General features: G+C 35.2%; 19 protein-coding genes. 7 read left to right on the plus strand and 12 right to left on the minus strand.

Going from position 1 to position 17,771, the window contains the following annotated elements:
* Positions 1-28: 28 nt before the first annotated feature.
* A complete protein-coding gene (locus FFR48_RS00060; RefSeq protein ID WP_137665962.1) occupies positions 29-871 on the minus strand; it encodes a prohibitin family protein in 843 nt (280 codons plus the stop codon).
* Positions 872-1,061: 190 nt separating this feature from the next.
* On the opposite strand from FFR48_RS00060, the gene nfi reads away from it, so the two are divergent.
* On the plus strand, positions 1,062-1,727 hold the full coding sequence (nfi, locus tag FFR48_RS00065) for a deoxyribonuclease V (RefSeq protein ID WP_137665963.1): 666 nt from the start codon (positions 1,062-1,064) through the stop codon (positions 1,725-1,727).
* Positions 1,728-1,863: 136 nt separating this feature from the next.
* Positions 1,864-2,400 (plus strand): FHA domain-containing protein, encoded by a 537-nt coding sequence (locus tag FFR48_RS00070; RefSeq protein ID WP_137665964.1) that lies wholly within the window; start codon positions 1,864-1,866, stop codon positions 2,398-2,400.
* Here the strand turns inward: FFR48_RS00070 and FFR48_RS29930 are convergent.
* Positions 2,368-2,490, minus strand: coding sequence for a hypothetical protein (locus FFR48_RS29930; protein WP_265586216.1), 123 nt, complete (start codon positions 2,488-2,490; stop codon positions 2,368-2,370). The two genes, FFR48_RS00070 and FFR48_RS29930, sit on opposite strands and share 33 nt — an antisense overlap.
* Positions 2,491-2,535: 45 nt before the next feature.
* Here FFR48_RS29930 and FFR48_RS00075 point away from each other — a divergent pair, with 45 nt between their 5' ends.
* Positions 2,536-4,506: an FHA domain-containing protein gene (locus FFR48_RS00075; protein ID WP_137665965.1), complete on the plus strand. Its 1,971-nt coding sequence runs from the start codon at positions 2,536-2,538 to the stop codon at positions 4,504-4,506.
* 129 nt (positions 4,507-4,635) lie between these two features.
* On the opposite strand, the gene FFR48_RS00080 is transcribed toward FFR48_RS00075, so the two are convergent.
* Positions 4,636-5,814 carry a glycoside hydrolase family 10-like protein gene (locus tag FFR48_RS00080; RefSeq protein WP_236103946.1) on the minus strand — a complete coding sequence of 393 codons (1,179 nt, stop codon included), beginning with the start codon at positions 5,812-5,814 and terminating at the stop codon, positions 4,636-4,638.
* 463 nt (positions 5,815-6,277) lie between these two features.
* On the opposite strand from FFR48_RS00080, the gene FFR48_RS00085 reads away from it, so the two are divergent.
* Together FFR48_RS00085 and FFR48_RS00090 are read left to right on the plus strand one after the other, a co-directional pair.
* Positions 6,278-7,006, plus strand: coding sequence for a GDSL-type esterase/lipase family protein (locus tag FFR48_RS00085; protein WP_096570417.1), 729 nt, complete (start codon positions 6,278-6,280; stop codon positions 7,004-7,006).
* A 111-nt stretch (positions 7,007-7,117) separates the two neighbouring features.
* The gene (locus FFR48_RS00090; RefSeq protein WP_096570415.1) at positions 7,118-7,552 is read left to right on the plus strand and encodes a hypothetical protein; all 435 of its coding nucleotides are present in this window, start codon (positions 7,118-7,120) and stop codon (positions 7,550-7,552) included.
* 211 nt (positions 7,553-7,763) lie between these two features.
* Here FFR48_RS00090 and FFR48_RS00095 read toward each other — a convergent pair whose 3' ends face one another.
* The 3 genes from FFR48_RS00095 to FFR48_RS29190 form a co-directional block, all read right to left on the minus strand.
* A complete protein-coding gene (locus FFR48_RS00095) occupies positions 7,764-8,330 on the minus strand; it encodes a DNA cytosine methyltransferase (RefSeq protein ID WP_236103947.1) in 567 nt (188 codons plus the stop codon).
* A 31-nt stretch (positions 8,331-8,361) separates the two neighbouring features.
* Entirely contained in the window at positions 8,362-8,466 is a 105-nt protein-coding gene (locus FFR48_RS30460; RefSeq protein ID WP_371851411.1) for a HindVP family restriction endonuclease, read from the minus strand.
* 415 nt (positions 8,467-8,881) lie between these two features.
* On the minus strand, positions 8,882-9,235 hold the full coding sequence (locus FFR48_RS29190; protein ID WP_162501818.1) for a hypothetical protein: 354 nt from the start codon (positions 9,233-9,235) through the stop codon (positions 8,882-8,884).
* A 272-nt stretch (positions 9,236-9,507) separates the two neighbouring features.
* Between FFR48_RS29190 and FFR48_RS00110 the strand changes: the two genes are divergently transcribed.
* Positions 9,508-13,815 (plus strand): WD40 repeat domain-containing protein, encoded by a 4,308-nt coding sequence (locus tag FFR48_RS00110; protein WP_137665967.1) that lies wholly within the window; start codon positions 9,508-9,510, stop codon positions 13,813-13,815.
* Positions 13,816-13,887: 72 nt separating this feature from the next.
* On the opposite strand, the gene FFR48_RS00115 is transcribed toward FFR48_RS00110, so the two are convergent.
* Together FFR48_RS00115 and FFR48_RS00120 are read right to left on the minus strand one after the other, a co-directional pair.
* Positions 13,888-14,211, minus strand: coding sequence for a helix-turn-helix domain-containing transcriptional regulator (locus FFR48_RS00115; protein ID WP_096570409.1), 324 nt, complete (start codon positions 14,209-14,211; stop codon positions 13,888-13,890).
* Positions 14,212-14,216: 5 nt separating this feature from the next.
* Positions 14,217-14,588 carry a type II toxin-antitoxin system RelE/ParE family toxin gene (locus tag FFR48_RS00120; protein ID WP_137665968.1) on the minus strand — a complete coding sequence of 124 codons (372 nt, stop codon included), beginning with the start codon at positions 14,586-14,588 and terminating at the stop codon, positions 14,217-14,219.
* A gap of 81 nt (positions 14,589-14,669) precedes the next feature.
* Between FFR48_RS00120 and FFR48_RS00125 the strand changes: the two genes are divergently transcribed.
* Positions 14,670-15,053, plus strand: a complete 384-nt coding sequence (locus tag FFR48_RS00125; RefSeq protein WP_137665969.1) for a hypothetical protein — start codon at positions 14,670-14,672, stop codon at positions 15,051-15,053.
* A 39-nt stretch (positions 15,054-15,092) separates the two neighbouring features.
* Here FFR48_RS00125 and FFR48_RS00130 read toward each other — a convergent pair whose 3' ends face one another.
* The 4 genes from FFR48_RS00130 to rpsI form a co-directional block, all read right to left on the minus strand.
* Positions 15,093-15,626 carry a hypothetical protein gene (locus FFR48_RS00130; protein ID WP_137665970.1) on the minus strand — a complete coding sequence of 178 codons (534 nt, stop codon included), beginning with the start codon at positions 15,624-15,626 and terminating at the stop codon, positions 15,093-15,095.
* Between the two features lie 145 nt (positions 15,627-15,771).
* Positions 15,772-16,866: a peptide chain release factor 1 gene (gene prfA, locus FFR48_RS00135; protein ID WP_096572769.1), complete on the minus strand. Its 1,095-nt coding sequence runs from the start codon at positions 16,864-16,866 to the stop codon at positions 15,772-15,774.
* Between the two features lie 123 nt (positions 16,867-16,989).
* Positions 16,990-17,223 carry a 50S ribosomal protein L31 gene (rpmE, locus tag FFR48_RS00140; protein ID WP_096570404.1) on the minus strand — a complete coding sequence of 78 codons (234 nt, stop codon included), beginning with the start codon at positions 17,221-17,223 and terminating at the stop codon, positions 16,990-16,992.
* 126 nt (positions 17,224-17,349) lie between these two features.
* Entirely contained in the window at positions 17,350-17,769 is a 420-nt protein-coding gene (gene rpsI / locus FFR48_RS00145; protein ID WP_096570402.1) for a 30S ribosomal protein S9, read from the minus strand.
* Positions 17,770-17,771 lie beyond the last annotated feature (2 nt).

Here is a 17,771-nt window from a genome sequence, read left to right on the forward strand (position 1 = left end):
TTCAAGAAGTCGGGGATCTTAATAAAAACTAATTTCTCTTCTGTCCAGTAGCTAAATCATTAGGATTAATATTAATCAAAGGAACAGCACCATTACCACCCATCACCATCGGGAAACGACCATCCCATTTTTCTATTGCTTGCTTTTGCAATAATTCCGGTGTTAAAGTCAATCTTTGTAATCTTTGTGCTTCAGCTTGACCTTTAGCACGGTTAACTTCTGCTTGTGCTTCTTGGGTCGCTTTTTGGGCAATAAAACTTGCTTGTTTTGCTTCTTGTTCCGCTATTTGTTTCGCTTCGATCGCTCTACTAAACTCTGGAGAAAAGGAAAAATTGACTAAAGATACATCATCTACAATTACACCGTAAGGTTCTAAACGACCTTTTAAATTTGCGTCGATTTCTTCTTTTAATTCTGTGCGTTTTGTGATGATTTCTTCAGCAGTTTTTTTAGCTGTAGCTGCTTTCAAAACTTCGGAAACTGCGGGTGTCATAATCCCATTAACAATTAATTCTTCATCTCCAACTTGTTGAAAAACTCGGTTCACTTTCAACGGATCAATGTGCCAGTTTACCGCTAATTCTGTGGTAATTTTTTGCAAATCTTTAGAAGCAGCACCAGCATTAAAACTATTTTGTTGCACGCGCACATTGAGCTTTTTAACTGTTGTGACAATGGGAATAATTGGGTGTAATCCTTCATCTAAAACTGTATCTTGCACCTTTCCAAATTGCATGACAACACCCCTTTCACCAGCATTGACAATGGCAAAAGGACGCAGCATCATCGCTAAAAACAAGAATAATAATCCTCCACCTAAATAAAATACAATTTGTGAATTGTGAAGGACATTGATGTTATTATTTCTCATGGCTGTATGTTCCTTAAATCAACTGTATGTGAGAGTAGCTATCAGATAAAAAAATCAAGATTTATACAGAAAACTTAGCAAAAAGTTACATGGGGTTGAATGTTTAGTCTATATATAGATAAGATACAAAATTAAAATTAGGCATTTCGGAAAATCAAGATTTTGATCACAATTTAAATAGACAAACAATATGCAAATTCCACAAATTCATCCTTGGCCATCTACCGTTGAAGAAGCGATCGAAATTCAAGAAACTTTACGAAATCAAGTTATTACCACAGATCAACTCAACACACCTATTCAATACGTTGCAGGTGTGGATATGGGTTTTCTAGAAGATGGTACAATGTGCCGTGCAGCGGTAGCAGTGTTAAGTTTTCCTGACTTGAAAGTTGTGGAAACAAGCCTAGCATACCGTCCTACATCGTTTCCTTATATACCTGGATTTTTATCTTTTCGGGAAATACCCGCTATTCTTGATGCCTTGGAAAAAATTAAAAATATACCTAATATAATATTATGTGATGGTCAAGGAATTGCCCATCCACGCAGATTTGGAATAGCTTGCCATTTAGGTGTTTTAGTGGATATACCAACCATAGGTGTAGCAAAATCTTTACTTATTGGCAAATATGAAGAATTACCAGCAGTTAGAGGAAGTTGGCAACCATTAATACATACAAATGAAACAGTAGGCGCAGTTTTACGGACTCGTACTGGAGTTAAACCTTTATATATCTCCACAGGCCATCGTATTAGCTTACCTACAGCAATTGACTATGTATTACGGTGTACACCTAAATATCGGTTGCCAGAAACTACCCGCATTGCTGATAAACTAGCATCTAACAGATAAAGTATAAAAAGTATACATGGTGAAGATAATCATTCTTTAATTTTAATTCTCAAGACTTGCTAAATGGCTACCAATCATGTTAGGAATCCCACAGCATAAAGTTGAATTCATTAAATATTAACGTTATCTAAAAATCATGAATGTACTAACTTTACAGTGGCAAGAAGCAGGTCAAAATAAAATTCAACAAATTTATGAAAAACATAACAGCAAAAACGCTGGTACTTGTCGCATTGGACGTGATCCAGCAAAGTGTGATATTGTTTTAACTCATCCAACAGTATCCGGTTTACATATTGAAATATTTTTTGATTCTCAAAAGCAACGTTTTTATATTAGAAATTTACGGGAAATAAACCCCCCACAAATAGATGGTAAATCTTTAGTTAAAGGGGAAATAGCTTTAAATGAAAAAAGCATTATTTATTTAGGACAACAACAACTACAAGTTACGGCAATTTCTGTTAGTAGTATTCCCTCTACCATCATAGTCCAACCACCAAAACAACCCGTACATCATCATCATAAACCGTCAATTCCAACACAACCAAATCCGGTGTATGGTTTAGACTGTCCTAAATGTCATAAAGTTTCCCCACCAGAAAATTTACAAATAGGTTGTCCTTGGTGTGGTACATCTTTAGCTGCTGCTGTTAGTGTACTTATTGGGTGATTGGTGATTGGTGATTGGTGACTGGTGACTGGTGACTGGTGATTGGTGACTGGTGATTGGTGACTGGGAAAAACCACTAATAACTAACAACTAATAACTAACAACTAATAACTAACAACTAATAACTAATAACTAATGACTAATTTACAAATTCAATTAAGTTGGGAAGATCCAACAACGGGAGAAAGACGAGAACCTAAATTAAATGTCCCTATTGCTTTTGGTCGAGAATTTGCCAAGTTACCAACAGAAATTAGGGGTCAGCGTGTTTCGCGGATGTTATTAAATAGTAATGAAGTTTCTCGTTATCATGCTTTAATTGATTGGGAACAAGATTGGGAACAAAATAATTTTGTAGTTATTGATCAAAATAGTGCTAATGGTGTTTATGTTAATGGACAAAAACAAACACGCTGTCAGTTAGCTAATGGTGATACTTTGCAAATTGGACCTTATATGATTACTGTCCAGTTTGGATTAAATACTGTTATTCCTACACCTAATAATCCTTCGACTATTCAATTTAATCCTAATACTAATCTTCCAGATCCTAATAGATCTCCAGTTCGTCCAGTTACACCTTTAGGAAGTAATTTTCCACCTTCGGAATTTCATAATCACAAAGTTGATTTACAAGCTATTCATGCTACTGGTTTACCTATTGATGAATGTGATTATTTAGCCGTTGGTGCTGGTTTGGGTAGTTTTATTTGGGTTGATTTATTAAGAATTAGTGGTGTTAAATCTGAAAAAATTATTGCTGTAGGATTAGAATCAAAACCTTATGCACGTTATCAGCGTTTATGTTTAAATTCTCAAATTCCTTTACATGAAAGATTGCGTTCTAATTCTGATTCTTGTCCTGATAATATTTGGGGATGGCCTAGTTATGCTTTGCGAGAATCTTGGCATGATTTAACAAAAGGTCAGATCAATTCAGCTTTTCAATATTTATGGCAAGTTTTTAATGAACCAACTTTTACAGAAACTTATACGCCCCGTGCGGGTAATGTTTTTGATTCTATAGATCGGGAAGCTAAACGTATTGGTTGGGATAAAATTTATCGTTATGGTAGAGTGAGAGCAATTAGAAAAACGGAAGATGGTAGATATTGTGTTGCTTATTCTCGTAGTCCGGGAAATTATGCTTTTTTAGTTTGTCGTTATTTACATTTAGCTACGGGATATCCCGCTATTCAATTTTTACCAGATTTACAAGCATATCGGGAAAAATATCAAGATTTTAAATCTGTAGTTAATGCCTATGAAGACCATAATCATGTCTATGAACAGTTAGAAAAACAAGGTGGTACTGTTTTAATTAGAGGAAGGGGTATTGTAGCTTCACGAATTTTACAACGTATTTATGAGGTGAGAAAACAAAATAGAAATATTACAGTTTTACATTTAATGCGATCGCCTAAACCCCACGGTAACAAATTTCAAAAAGCCCAACGTCCGGTTAAAAATCACTACGAGTTGCAACCTTTTAACTGGCCAAAAGCTTGTTGGGGTGGTGAACTACGAGTGATGTTAGAAAAAGCCACCCCAGAAGAACGTCAAAGGTTATTATCTGACTGGGGAGGAACTACTACCGCAGATCGTGGAGATTGGCAAAGAATCACAGAAGCAGGTATTAAAGAAGGTTGGTATCAAATTACTTTTGGTCAAGTTGTTAGTGTAGAAAGAGATGCCCAAAACCACACTATTACCCATATTCAAGAACAGGGTTTTGGGGAAATGAAATTAACTGCTGATTTTATTATTGATGCTACCGGACTTGATGCCAAAGTTAAAACTAATCCCTTATTAAAAGATTTAGTTGAACATTACAAACTACCTTTAAATCATTTAGAAAGATTAGTAGTAGCCAACAATTTTGAATTAGTAGAAATGCGAAATACTCAAGGTCAAATGTATGTATCTGGGGCAATAACTTTAGGTGGACACTATGCAGCAGTTGATAGTTTTTTAGGGTTACAATATGCGGCTTTAGTTGCTGTGGATGGGATGTATATTGCCCGTGCGCCTGGTGTGAAAAGGTTAAATACTTTTAGTTCTTTAAATCAGTGGATAAAATGGGTTTTTAATCAAGCACCATCATAGGTGACTGGTGACTGGTGACTGGTGACTGGTGACTGGGTAATCAATTTTATGTTTCCCAATAAACTATCAACTATCACTAATCACCTATCACTAATCACCTATCACTAATCACCAATATCCAATCAACAATTATTCTGCTGCTAATCGTAAAGCAGGATAGGGAAAAAGTTGTTTAAATCCTGCAAGACGGTCTTTGAATGACTCCGAAGCATTATTCCAAAGAGTTTCATAATAAAAGAAAACCACACCTAATCCTTGTCTTTGGGCAGTTCTCACTTGATTTGTAATTTGTTGCATTGATACGGGGCTAGTTCTTAAACCTGCCATTATTCCCACTCCAGTTGGGATTAGTTGTTGTGCTTCTTGCATTTCTGGACGGGAAATTTTAGCAGAAAAACTGTTTAAATCAGAACGATAAACTTGTACAATTAGTTCATCTACGATGTTTAATCTTACCCAATTTAACCAGTCTTGCAATTGTAATTTATATGCAAAATCGTAGTAATTAGGTGAAACTGAAAAAATTACTTTTGGTTTGATTTGCTTAATTCTTTGATTAAGTCTCACCATGAAATCTGTAATTTTATCTGCCCTCCATTTTACCCATTCTGGGTCTTGAGAATCTGCTGGGGGATCTTTTTCCATTTCTTGGCGATATAAATCAACTGTATATTGATCGTAACCAAATTCATGGGGTAAACTTGTATGATCATCAAACTGGATACCATCAATATCATAATTTGATGTTAGTTCTACCAAGAGATCGGTAATAAATTGTTGTACTTCTGGATGAAAGGGATTTAACCATGTCACTTCACCGGCTGCACTAACAGAAGTTTCGCTACCATCCCGCTTTTTTGTTAACCATTCTGGTTTATTTAATGCTAGTTCTGAAGTTTGGGGAGTCATAAAACCAAATTCAAACCAAGGAACTACCAGTAAATTTTGACGATGGGCTTGATTAATTACATCGGCAAGAATATCATGGCCATCTGAACCACGAAATACAAAAGGTTGAATTTCTAAATCTTTGGCTATCTTACTGGGATACATGACATAACCAGAATTCCAAACTACGGGATAAATAGTATTGAAATTGAGCCGACGCAATTTAGTAACAGCATCGTTAACTTTGGTGCGATCTTTAAAGACGTTAAGATCATTGTTGGTAATCCATACACCTCTAATTTCTTGTCTTGGTATTTGGGCGTTAACGGGTGTAAAGGTATTTGTTAATAAAACAGTGACAAAAGAAATTAAAACCAAAAAGGGAAACAACCTTTTAAAAAATTTGTGATGCCCACTCATTGTTTTTATATGTTGCCAATATGAAGAAAAAAAATTGAATTTCACTCTTGGGTAAGAGGTTTGAATTAACCATTTATGCAGCTGTCTAAAATTGCGAAGTAATTTATGATTCATATTTTCTGAGGGTGTGTAAAATGTAAGTATTCAGCTATCAGCAATCAGGAAACAGCTAATAGCCAGGATTCAGAGGTTTTAATTTCAGGTTAATTTCAGGAATGTTATTTATCTGCATCTGTGTCTTTTCATTCTTTGTATTTCATATTTCAGGTACTGACGGAAACCGACGGTTGAATGCTTACGTTTTTGACGTAACTACTTCAAATTAGTGCCTGGTTTAATAGTCCTAATTTGAAATTTTGGATTTTGGGTTCTAACTTTGTGCATAAAAGATAAAAAATATACCATACAATAGTGTAATAATGTCTAGAATATTGTAGAGATATCAATTACATTCTTGTTTAAGATGCAAACTGTAAAACCTTCCTCCTCAATGCTGTCTATTACGCCAAAACTATGTCAACCTTTAAAAATAGTCGCCTTGGGGGATAGTTTAGTATATGGATATGGAGACTATGAAAAAGGTGGTTGGGTAGAACAACTGCGCCGATGGTGGATGTTACCGGATAGTGTGGGTCATGTGCTTTATAATTTAGGGGTCAGGGGCGATCGCATTCAGCAAGTTTCACAACGGTTAGAAGTGGAATTTCGTCACCGGGGAGAAATTAGAAACCGAGTTCCTGATTTAATTATCCTCTCTGTTGGCGTTAACGACTCACCCCGTTTAGGTCGTCCCACTGGCAAAAATTATACAGATTTTGCGGAATTTGAAACAGCGATCGCCACATTATTAGATCAAGCACAACAACTTTGTCCAGTCCTCTTTGTCGGTATGGTCCCGGTTGATGAAAGCAAAATGCCTTTTCTCGATTGTTTATATTACAATCATGCTGACCAATATCGCTACAAAGAAGCTACCCGTCAAGCTTGTGAACAACGAAAGATTCCCTATTTAGACATATTTGATCAATGGATATCACACAGTCAAATCTGGAGAAGTGAACGCATGACAGCAGATGGACTTCACCCTAACACTCTTGGTTATCAAGACTTATTAGAAGCTGTCCTTAACTGGTCAGAACTATCTCAATATCATTGTCAAGTAGATTATCACTTGAAATTAGAACACACTTAATATTTAGATTCCTGACTTCTTAAACAAGTCGGGTATCTATTTTCAATCAACAAATTTATGATTTTATATATTCTGACTCCTGACTCCTGACTCCTGACTCCTTGAAATATTATGACTCCTACTTTATTTGGTCGTTGGCAAACTCGATTATTATTATTAGCAACTGTTGGTGTATTAGTATCTTTACCTTTTACACTGGGGTTAATAGGTTCTGGTGCAAATATTGTTTATTTTTTCATTCTTGCTTATGTTGCTATCTTTGGTTTAGGTTGGGATGTTGTTTATAATTATCTGCAAAAATCACGCTGGGATAGAGACTGGCCAGCAGCTTATCAATTTTTTGCAGGTATTTGGGAGATGATATTTGTGTTTTGTGGAGTAAAGATTTTTGGTTTTTTACCTATACCTATACCAAAAGAGGAATTATCAATAGGGGCGTTTTTATTACATTATTCTGTAGTTTGGTTGGCGGTTTTTATGAGTTCGCAAAGTTTAATGAGAATTATTTTTCCCCGTTGGCGTTTTCGTGGTGGACAGTGGTTATAAAAGATAGAGTTTTTTTTCACGCAGAGGCGCAGAGGAGTACGCAAAGTTTAATGGTTAAATGTTTATGTGGGTTATCTCAAATTTTATCTTCTAGATTATGATCTACCGACAAGTTAACAAAGAAACATGATAATTTTTGTGTTTATCCTGTTCTTGAATATACATCAGGAGACAATTAGCAACATATTCCGCTAACTTAACAGGTACAGCATTACCAATCTTTAATAGTTGTCGGTTTTTTAGATAAATTTGTTTCTAAATAAGGTTGTAGATTATTATCTTGACCACCAAGTTCTCCTATACAGAAAAATCTTTTTCTCTTCTGAGGAACACCACATAAACTAGCATCTAAAACTTTTTCTGTTAAACCATAACCAGCAGATGTGATAATTTGTCTAAATTCTTCATATTTCTTGGATTTTCTAAATAAATCTACATTTTCTATCACAAACCATTGACTACCAATATTAGCTACTATTGTCGCAAATGTAATACTTAAATCTCCTCTACCTAAATCTTCATTACGCTTACCAGCACTAGAAAAATCTTGATATGGTGGGCCCCCCATAATGATATCTGGTGAGAATTTTTTGAAAGGAGAATAATTATTATTTACCTGGCTCAAATCATAGTCAATAACTGGATGTTTAAAATTTTGTTGATAAACATTGATTGCTGGTTTCCAGTTATCAAATGCAGCAACAATTTCAAATCCACAGTTTTGAAAACCTAATGATAACCCACCACATCCAGAGAATAAATCTATAACTTTTAACATAATCTACTTGATGTATTCATTCATTATGTTTCTATAATATATCATCAAAAATATCAGGATTACTCAAGATAATAGCGTCAAATCTACGCTCAGGACTTAAAAAGTTTTGCCCTCCTCCCAAATTTGGCAGTATCAAAAGTTAAATCTCTAATAAATCGCATGATTGTTCCTACTTACTACTGTTCATAAGATACTTTATCACTTTATATTTCTAATGTACAATTTATTTTGCACGACTACTTAGTTTGTGTTTTGAGTTGGGACTTACTTGAGGTTTTAGTTGAGGTTTTGGTTGAGGTTTTGGTTTGAGGTTTAGTTGGAGATTTACTAACACGAAGCTGAGATATTTCCTCTTCTTCGTCTAAGTTATCTAGGTCATCTAGTTCATTGTTGAAATCGTCGTTTAATAGGTCGTCTAGCTCGTCGTCAATTTCATCTATATCTTCATTTTCCTCATCTAAATCAAGTAAATCATCGTCTAATTCATCATCTAAATCATCCAGTTCTGTTTCTGCAAAACCACAGATTTCGGCAATGTTGGAAGGGGTGAACTAGTTTTCGTCTTTGTCGGTGATTCCTTCTAGGTTTTTGAGCAGGTATTTACCACTGGTTCTGTGACTGGGGTCACTGGTAAGGTAGAAGCGATAGCCTCTAATTTCTTCATCATCATCTCCTCCTACGCATAGTTCTACGGTGATGGGTGCTTTGCCTGATGCTTGGCTGTAATTTTCTACACAGGCTTTAAAGTCTTCATGGAATTGAATAGAACCGTTTTCTAGTGATTGAGTAATGGCTTTATCGAGTGTGTTTTCTATATGGCGGAGTTTGCGGCGGTCTGTCAGGTTTTCCCAGGAGCGAGTTTGTGTCTGTTTTCGCTTTGGTTTGGTTGGTGTTTTGGTAGCCATAGTGACGATGACGCTGGTTGCCTTAGTTGGTAAGGTAACAGGGCTTTGTTTTTGATGGCATTGACCTTTTGGCTATTTCTTTTTTGTCCACTTGGCTATTTTTGATATTCGGTGTTACTAATGTTCACCAAGCTACTTTCTAAACACTCAGATACAAACAATTTTATTTGTATATTTGTAAAGATAATTTTATTACTATTGGCACTCTAGAAAACACAGAATAATATTGACTCAGAATCTTTTAACGAGTCATTATAAATATTTGTAAATATATGAACACAAAACTTAATCAAATTCAACATCGTTTAGCAATTGGAAATGAGCAAGAAAGACTGGCTGCTTTAGCAGAATTATTGGAATGTGGGCAACAAGGCTTTGACTGTTTCATGGAACATTCTCTAAAAGATAAATCAGAGAAAGTACAACAATCAGCGTACTGGATTTTACATGACTATAATCCTTATTTAAAAGGTTTTACAGAAGAAGGTAGGAAAATTCATCCTACAGATACTATTACTTGTTTGGCTATCAGTCCTAATAACAAAATTATTGTCGGAGGAACTTGGCAGAAAATCTGGGTATGGGATTTACAAACTGGCGAAATATTATATAGCCTCTTTGGACATTATCATTGGGTTTTATCTGTTGCAATTAGTCCTGATGGAAATACTCTTGTGAGTGGCAGTGCAGACCAGACAATTAAAATATGGAATCTGACAAACGGAAAGCTAACTAAAACATTAAATGGTCATTCTAGCTGGGTGAATGCTGTTAGTATTAGCAAGGATGGAAATACTCTTGTTAGTGGTAGTTCTGATAAAACTATTAAAACTTGGAATTTACAATCAGGTCAGTTAAAGAAAACCATTCAAGAAGACAGTAATTTGTCATCTGTTTTATGTTTGGCAATTAGCCATGATAATAAAGTCATAGTGGGAGGGTGTACAAATAATAAAATTGTTTTATGTGATTTAGAAACTGGTAATATAATTAGGTATTTAGATGGACATAATAGTTGGATTCAAGGAATTATTATTACTTCAGATAATCAACAATTAATTAGTGCTAGTCGCAATGGAGAGATAAAATTTTGGCAAGTGGTTTCAAGTTCAAAAGATAATTCTTATAAATTAAATCGGCGTACATTTTTCATACAAGGTGTGATAGATATAGTCAGTATCGGACTTTGTATTCTAATGGCAAGTAAAGCACGTACATTTTTTGACTATAGTCCTTATAGTTCCAATCAGTTACTCTCTATCCTAGTAAGAAGTATTGCAGATATATTAGCATCTGGACTATTTATTTTCGTAGCATTTCTAGGACGTGGAATATTTGGGATTATTGATGATAGCTCTTCTAATCAATTACCCATACAAAGTTTAGAATCTATTAAAACTGATAAATATGAACTGCCAATTTATGCTTTAAATGATTACCCACTCAATAGTCATATATTTATTTTTTGTAATGGTACAACGATCAAAGTTTATTCACGAAATGAAAAGAAAATTATTTATACATTGTTTGAAGAATCTAGTTTTATTGGTGCTTTAAAAATTAGTTTTGATGGACAAATTATAGCTAGTGCTGGAAATAATTGGTTAAGATTGTGGAATTTTAACACAGGAAAGCCACTACATCCATTAAAAGGACTTTCTTATCCAAGGCTAAGTGAAATTATTATTATTCAGTCTCCTCCAGAAATATTTTTTGGAGAGTCTCATTTATTCACTGTTAAGGGATTAGACCAAAACAAAAGAGAAATTGATATAGATATGAATCAGGTAAAATGGGAAGCTACAGGAGGTTATATTGAAAAAGGATTGTTTACTGCAAGACGACAAGAAGGAAATTTTGAAATTAAAGCAATCTTTGGGATTTTTGAAGCCTATTTGCCTATTAAAATTATTGAACCGCCTAGAATTACACACCTGATATTGTATACTACTAGCTTAACTCTAGAATTTGGTCAATCACAAAAAATTATAGGTCAAATATTAGATCAAAATGGTAATATAATGCCAAACGAGACTATACCTTGGACAGAAATTGCTGGTGGTGAAATAGATAAAGATGGATATTTTAAAGCTGGATATGTTGTAGGAAATTTTGAGCTTATTGCTGTTGTTGGTTCAATACGTAATATTGTAAATGTCCAAATAATTGAGCCTCCTAAACTCAGCCAATTAGTTATGGTTTCTTCAACTTTTAATTTATTTGTTAAAGAAAGTTTTTATTTTGTAGTTAAAGGTATAGATCAATATGGCAATGATATCACAATAAGTCAAGTTAGTTGGAAGGCAAGTCAAGGAATAATTGATAACCAAGGTTTATACACGGCAGGAAATCAAGAAGAAAAAGTAATAATTCAAGCATCCGTAGGAGATATCAGTACATCTATAGAAGTTGAAATTCGAGAACTTTCTCGACTAACAAGAATAGAAATTTCACCATCATCTATGATTTTATTACCAGGGAAAAGTTGTTATTTTTCTATCAAAGGTTATGATCAACGTGATGAAGAAATGTCTGTGAATAATATTACATGGAGAACAACAGATGGTTCAATTGATAAATATGGAAATTTTTCCACTTTTGACTATCAAAAAGGTATCTGTCAAGTCAGTGCTAAGGTAGGTAATTTAACTGCTATTGCTGAAGTGAATGTATCTGTTGTTTTAAAAGGTTTAGCAATTTCTCCACAAGAAATAGAACTTAAACCAGAAGAAGAATATCAATTTACTCTCATTGCATTTGATCAAACAGGTGAACTTTTAAATACTGAAAATGTTATTTGGAAAAGTACAAAAGGTGGAAACATTAATGATAGTGGTTTACTGGAGGTTGATTATAATACAGAGCTAGAAATTACCGTAAGTGCTACCATAGATAATATAAGTGTTAATGCTAAAGTAATTATTTTACCTGTTTTAAGACGTTTAGAAATTACTCCCGCTTTTGTGTATCTAAACCCTGGTGAAGAAAGATTATTTATTGTTAACGGAATAGACCAATTTGGTCAAGAAATTGATCCTGGAGAAGTCTATTGGCAAACAACAGGGGGTAAAATTGACCAGAATGGTAATTTTATTATAATTGCAGAAAATAATGAAGTTATTCTTGATAGTAAAGTAATCGTTTACTCAAAATCGGTATTTAAATATAGTCGTAAAAAAAGAGACTTTTTCCTATTTCTAGGTATTATAAATTTAATATTATTTAAATTAATTTCTTATGAAGAACTTATAAGTGATGTATTAAATCCTAATATAGAATCACCTGGACTAGAAGCAATAGACGTAGATTCTACAGATTACGACTCTCCAACATCCAATACAGAATCAAATGATAAAATAGCAAATATTAGGGAAATTATATTAATATTTTTTAGAGAAATTAGTGATTTTTTAGAAGGATGGATAGTTAAAAAGTCGAAAAGAATTTTAGCTAAGTTCTTTAAATCTTTGAGTATGTTCTTTTTCAACGAAGCATCTGCAAAATTATCAGCTTATGCTAATGTAATTGTTTTGCAAGCTGCCGAAAATCCCTATAAAGATTTTGAATGTCTTCAAATTCTTGAGCATCATTCACATTGGGTAGGTTCAGTTGACGAAAATCCCTATAAAGATTTTGAATGTCTCCAAATTCTTGAGTATCATTCACATTGGGTAGGTTCTTTAGCTATTACTCCTGATGGACAGAAACTTATTAGTGCTAGTTGGGACAAAACAATCGGAATTTTTAACTTAAATACATATCAAGTGATTGATGTATTAAAAAATCATACAGATGATGTTGAATGTATTGCTATTACTCCAGATGGACAAGAAATTATTAGTGCAGGTTGGGATGATACTATTACGTTTTGGGATCTTAATACAGGTTGTTTAATTAATACCTATGATTTTTCACATAGAGTTGTATTGGTAGCAGTTACACCAGATGGACAATACTTGATTAGTGGTGAGTTTTCACAGACTCTAAAAATATGGTGTTTGAAAAATAAACAAATAATTAATGTAATAAAACCTCGTTCGGTTGATAATGATCATCCTTTTTATTGGCATAAATGTATTACTATAACTCCTGATTCACAAAGAGTAATAGTGGCCAGAAAGAAAATCGAAGTCTATGATATATACACTGGCAAATTACAGAATATTGTAGGAGGAGATTTAGGATGGGTTTATGCTTTAGCTATTACACCAGATGGAGGTAAACTCATCAGTAGCTATGATAAAAAAATTATAGTGTGGGATTTAACAACAAAGTCTCAAGAAATAATGCTAGTTTTAAATAGTTATGCTGACAGAAATATTGATCTCGCAATTACTCCAGATGGACAAAGACTTGTATCATGTGGATTGAGAAATCATAACACCCCTGAATTAGATAATAAATCATTCATTGAAATCTGGGATTTAAACAATGGTGAACGCATTCATTACATCCAAGAGTATACCACAGAACATAATTTGATTTATTGTTTAGCAATTACTCCAGATGGAAAAAGAATTGTTACTGGTTATCAGAATGGAATTATTAAAGTATGGGGAAATCCAATTCTCAATTCATAACTGTAGTTCAACACTAATAGTAAATTCATAGAATCTCAATTTTTGAATACAATGCTGATAACAAACTTCTTATCAGGAAATAACCGTCGTCTTCACTTGAATATCAACATTCAGTTTTTTCCGCAAAACTTTGAAAATAGCAGTCAAATTATCCATCGTTGGATTACCTTTTGCTGATAACATCCGATGTAAACTCTTACTCGGTTTAGAAGTTTCAATTGCCAATTGTTCAAAACCTACCGTTGCATTGACAATATCTCTCAAAATCAATCTTGCTGTTTCTGGTTCACCATTCAGGAAAAGAGAAATAGCTTCATCAAGTAAAGCGATCGCAAACTCAGAATCTCTTTGCACTCGTGCATTAACGGTTTCTTTAAAGTCTCTAGTTAGTGCCATAATAACTACCTCTTCTCTCTATTATCGTTGTCAGTTGCTTGCTCTTTGCTAATTTCTTTTTTTCGTCTTTTGTACTCTTGGTATAATTCTTTAGCACGATTAATATCAGATTGCTGATTTTTCTTTGTTCCCCCACCAAATAAAACTATAAGCTGTTTACCATCTTGAGCTAGATAAATCCGATATCCAGGACCCCAATCAATCTTATATTCACCAATTCCATCAAACCATTTAACTTTTGATGTATTGCCTAATTCCAAACGAGACTTAGCAACTGTTACCTTCGCAGCTGCTTGGGCATCCAAGCTATCAAACCATTCTTGGTAAGGACTTGAACCATCTTCTTTAAGATATTCTTGAACTCTTATAATAGACATACTGCTATAGTAACTTATGTGTTACCATAAGTCAAGCAGTATGATTTTAAATAAACTTGTAGTAGTGTAAATTATCAAAAAATGAGTCAGATTCAAGAGTTACATAAACAGGCTATGGATTTAGCCGAAATGGCACAAGTTGCTAAACTTAGAAATAACTCAGATTTAGCTGCTCAATTATCCCGACAAGCATTTGAAAAAGAACGATTAGCAGCAGAATTAATAACCAATGATTTAACAGCAGAACCAACCCGTTCAATATTGTATCGTAGTGCAGCAACCCTAGCAATTGACTGTGGAGAAATTCACAGCGCAGAACGTTTAATTGCAGTTGCTTTATCAGGAAATCCGCCAACTGAAATCGCAGAAGAACTCAAGGATTTATTTGTGCAAATCAATATTCATAAATATTTTGCCCGTCGTGGTTTAGTATTTGATGAAGCTAAACTTCAGATTCTTAGCTAGAAATTAACTTAAATCAAAAAACCTCACTTTTATTTATCACTAGGCTGAAATTTTGTAAGTTAGAACTTGATTTATAATTTGCTGCTTTAACGAATCCGCCGCAACTGAAGCAATAATTTCCCAATCGTTTTCTGTCAACATTACTCCAAGCAGTTCGCGTAACACCTGATGATTAGAAATAAACTCCTCTCCAAAAAGTTCATCTCTCTGCAATACAGCTTGAATATGTTCTCTAACATCAGGTGTAGGTAATCTTAATCTTTCCAATAACTTCTCCCTTGCAGTAGCAGATGCTATAGAAGTTGCAGTTCCCAAATTCCAATCTTTGAGCAATAAGCGCACTTCCCGATTCAAAGAAATCCGCAAAGTTTTTAAACGATAAAACAATTCAGGATTCAGCAACAGTTGTTCAAAACTAGAACCCCAATCTAAACCAGCACCAATATTACCACTTACTTCTTCCTCACCTCGAATGCTTTTTCTCAACCATTCTTTATTCAGCAATAAATCCATCGGGTTAGCTAACTCTTGGTTAGAGGTGAACAGAATATAATTAAATTCTTGCTGACTCATTACTCACCCTCATTGCTTTTGCTATAAGAACGCCATACACCGTACTCAAAATAAACTAGATTATCTTAATCATAAAAAAAACCGCCTATTCCTGTAAAAAACAACAACAAAATAAGCGGTTTTAGCAAATATTTAAAGCTAAAAATTAATTATTAGCAGCAGCTAATTCTGCTAAACGTTCCTGTTGATCTTGAGAAATACAAGATTGAATCAAGGTTTCAATATCACCTTCCAAAACAGGATTCAAAGTGAAATTCTGTCCCAAACGATGATCAGTCACCCGACTATCTTTATAATTGTAAGTGCGGATTTTTTCTGAACGAGAACCAGTACCAACTTGCGATCGCCTCATCGAAGTTACAGCTTCCTGTTGTTCCCGCAACTTCATTTCATAGAGTTTCGCCCGCAAAATTTGCATCGCCCGTTCCTTGTTCTGTAACTGACTCCGTTCTTCAGTACAGAAAATGCGGATACCAGTCGGTTTGTGCATCAAGTCAACCGCCGTTTCCACCTTGTTCACGTTTTGTCCACCCGCACCACCAGAACGCGCAGTAGTCATTTCAATATCTTTCGGATCAATATGCACCTCTACATCATCCACTTCTGGCATAATAGCCACAGTAGCGGTAGAAGTATGCACCCTACCCCCCGCCTCCGTTGCTGGAACACGCTGCACACGATGAACACCAGCTTCAAACTTCAGCTTACTGTAAACACTATCACCTTGAATTTCCAGAATTACTTCCTTAAAACCGCCCATCTCACCCAGAGACTCGCTGACTAGCTTCACTCTCCAACCTTGAGTATCAGCATAGCGAGAATACATTCTCAGCAGATCACCCGCCCAAATACTCGCTTCATCACCACCAGTCCCAGCGCGAATTTCCAACATGATGTTTTTATCATCATTCGGATCACGAGGTAGCAGCAATATCTTCAACCTGTCTTCCAGATGTTCTATCTTATCTTCTAATTCCTTCACCTCCAAAGCTGCCATTTCTTGCAACTCTGGATCCCCATTAGACTCTTTAAGAATTTGACGCGCCCCAATTAATTCTTCCTGGGCAGTTTTCCAAGTTTCGTAAGTATTAACAACCTCTTCTAAAGAAGAACGAGACTTAGCAATTTTTTGATACTCATCAGGATTTTTCGCCGTATCTGGGTCTGCCAAACGGCGAGTTAATTCATGAAAAGTTTGTTCAACAGATTTTAGTTTCTCCAGTAAATATGATTCTGCCATAACGACTATACAAGCTCCTAAAAAATAACAAGTTGGCTCAAGCATAAAATGACAAGTGACCCCACAACCATGCAGGGTCCTTGTGGTGCGGGCATCATGCCAGCACAAGCTATAGCCAACCAGCTACTTTTTCTTTTTACTGCCTTGTTCGCCAGACATACCATATTTGCGGAGGAAGCGTTCCACACGACCCTCAGCGTCAATAATTTTCTGAGTACCAGTGTAATAGGGATGGTTTCCAGACCAAACATCTACGTGCAATTCCGGTTTTGTAGAACCAACAGTCATCACAACTTGACCGTTACAGTAGACCTTAGCCTCTGGATACCACTGGGGATGAATATCAGGTTTAGCCATTTTTCCTTTTGTGGTGTTTCTCTATCAAAATTATAACTAGGATTGGTGACTGGGGACTGAGGACTGGGGACTGGGTAAAATTTGGTATACCTCCTGCCTCCTGCCTTCTGCCTCCTGCCTCCAGCTTTATCGTTTGGAGTATTGAGGAGCTTTGCGAGCTTTGTGTAAACCGTATTTTTTCCGTTCTTTAGCTCGTGGATCACGAGTTAAATAACCTTCGATTTTCAAAGGTGAACGGTTATCAGGATCTAACTGACACAAAGCACGAGCGACACCCAAGCGAATAGAGTCAGCTTGACCGGTTAAACCACCGCCTTCAGCTTTTACTAAAATGTCATATTCGCTTTCTAGTCCCAAAGTCTCTAAAGGTGCTTTGATCGCTCCTAAGTAGTTGGCATTGAATTGGAAGTATAATTCTCCATCTTTGCCGTTAACGGTAAATTTACCTTCACCGGGAACTAAACGTACTTGTGCGACTGCGGACTTACGGCGGCCAGTACCCCAGTACACAGCGCGACCGCTATTAGCTTCTGCTACTGTTGCCATTA

It is taken from the genome of Sphaerospermopsis reniformis, from assembly GCF_005402885.1.
Taxonomy (GTDB): Bacteria; Cyanobacteriota; Cyanobacteriia; order Cyanobacteriales; family Nostocaceae; genus Sphaerospermopsis; species Sphaerospermopsis kisseleviana.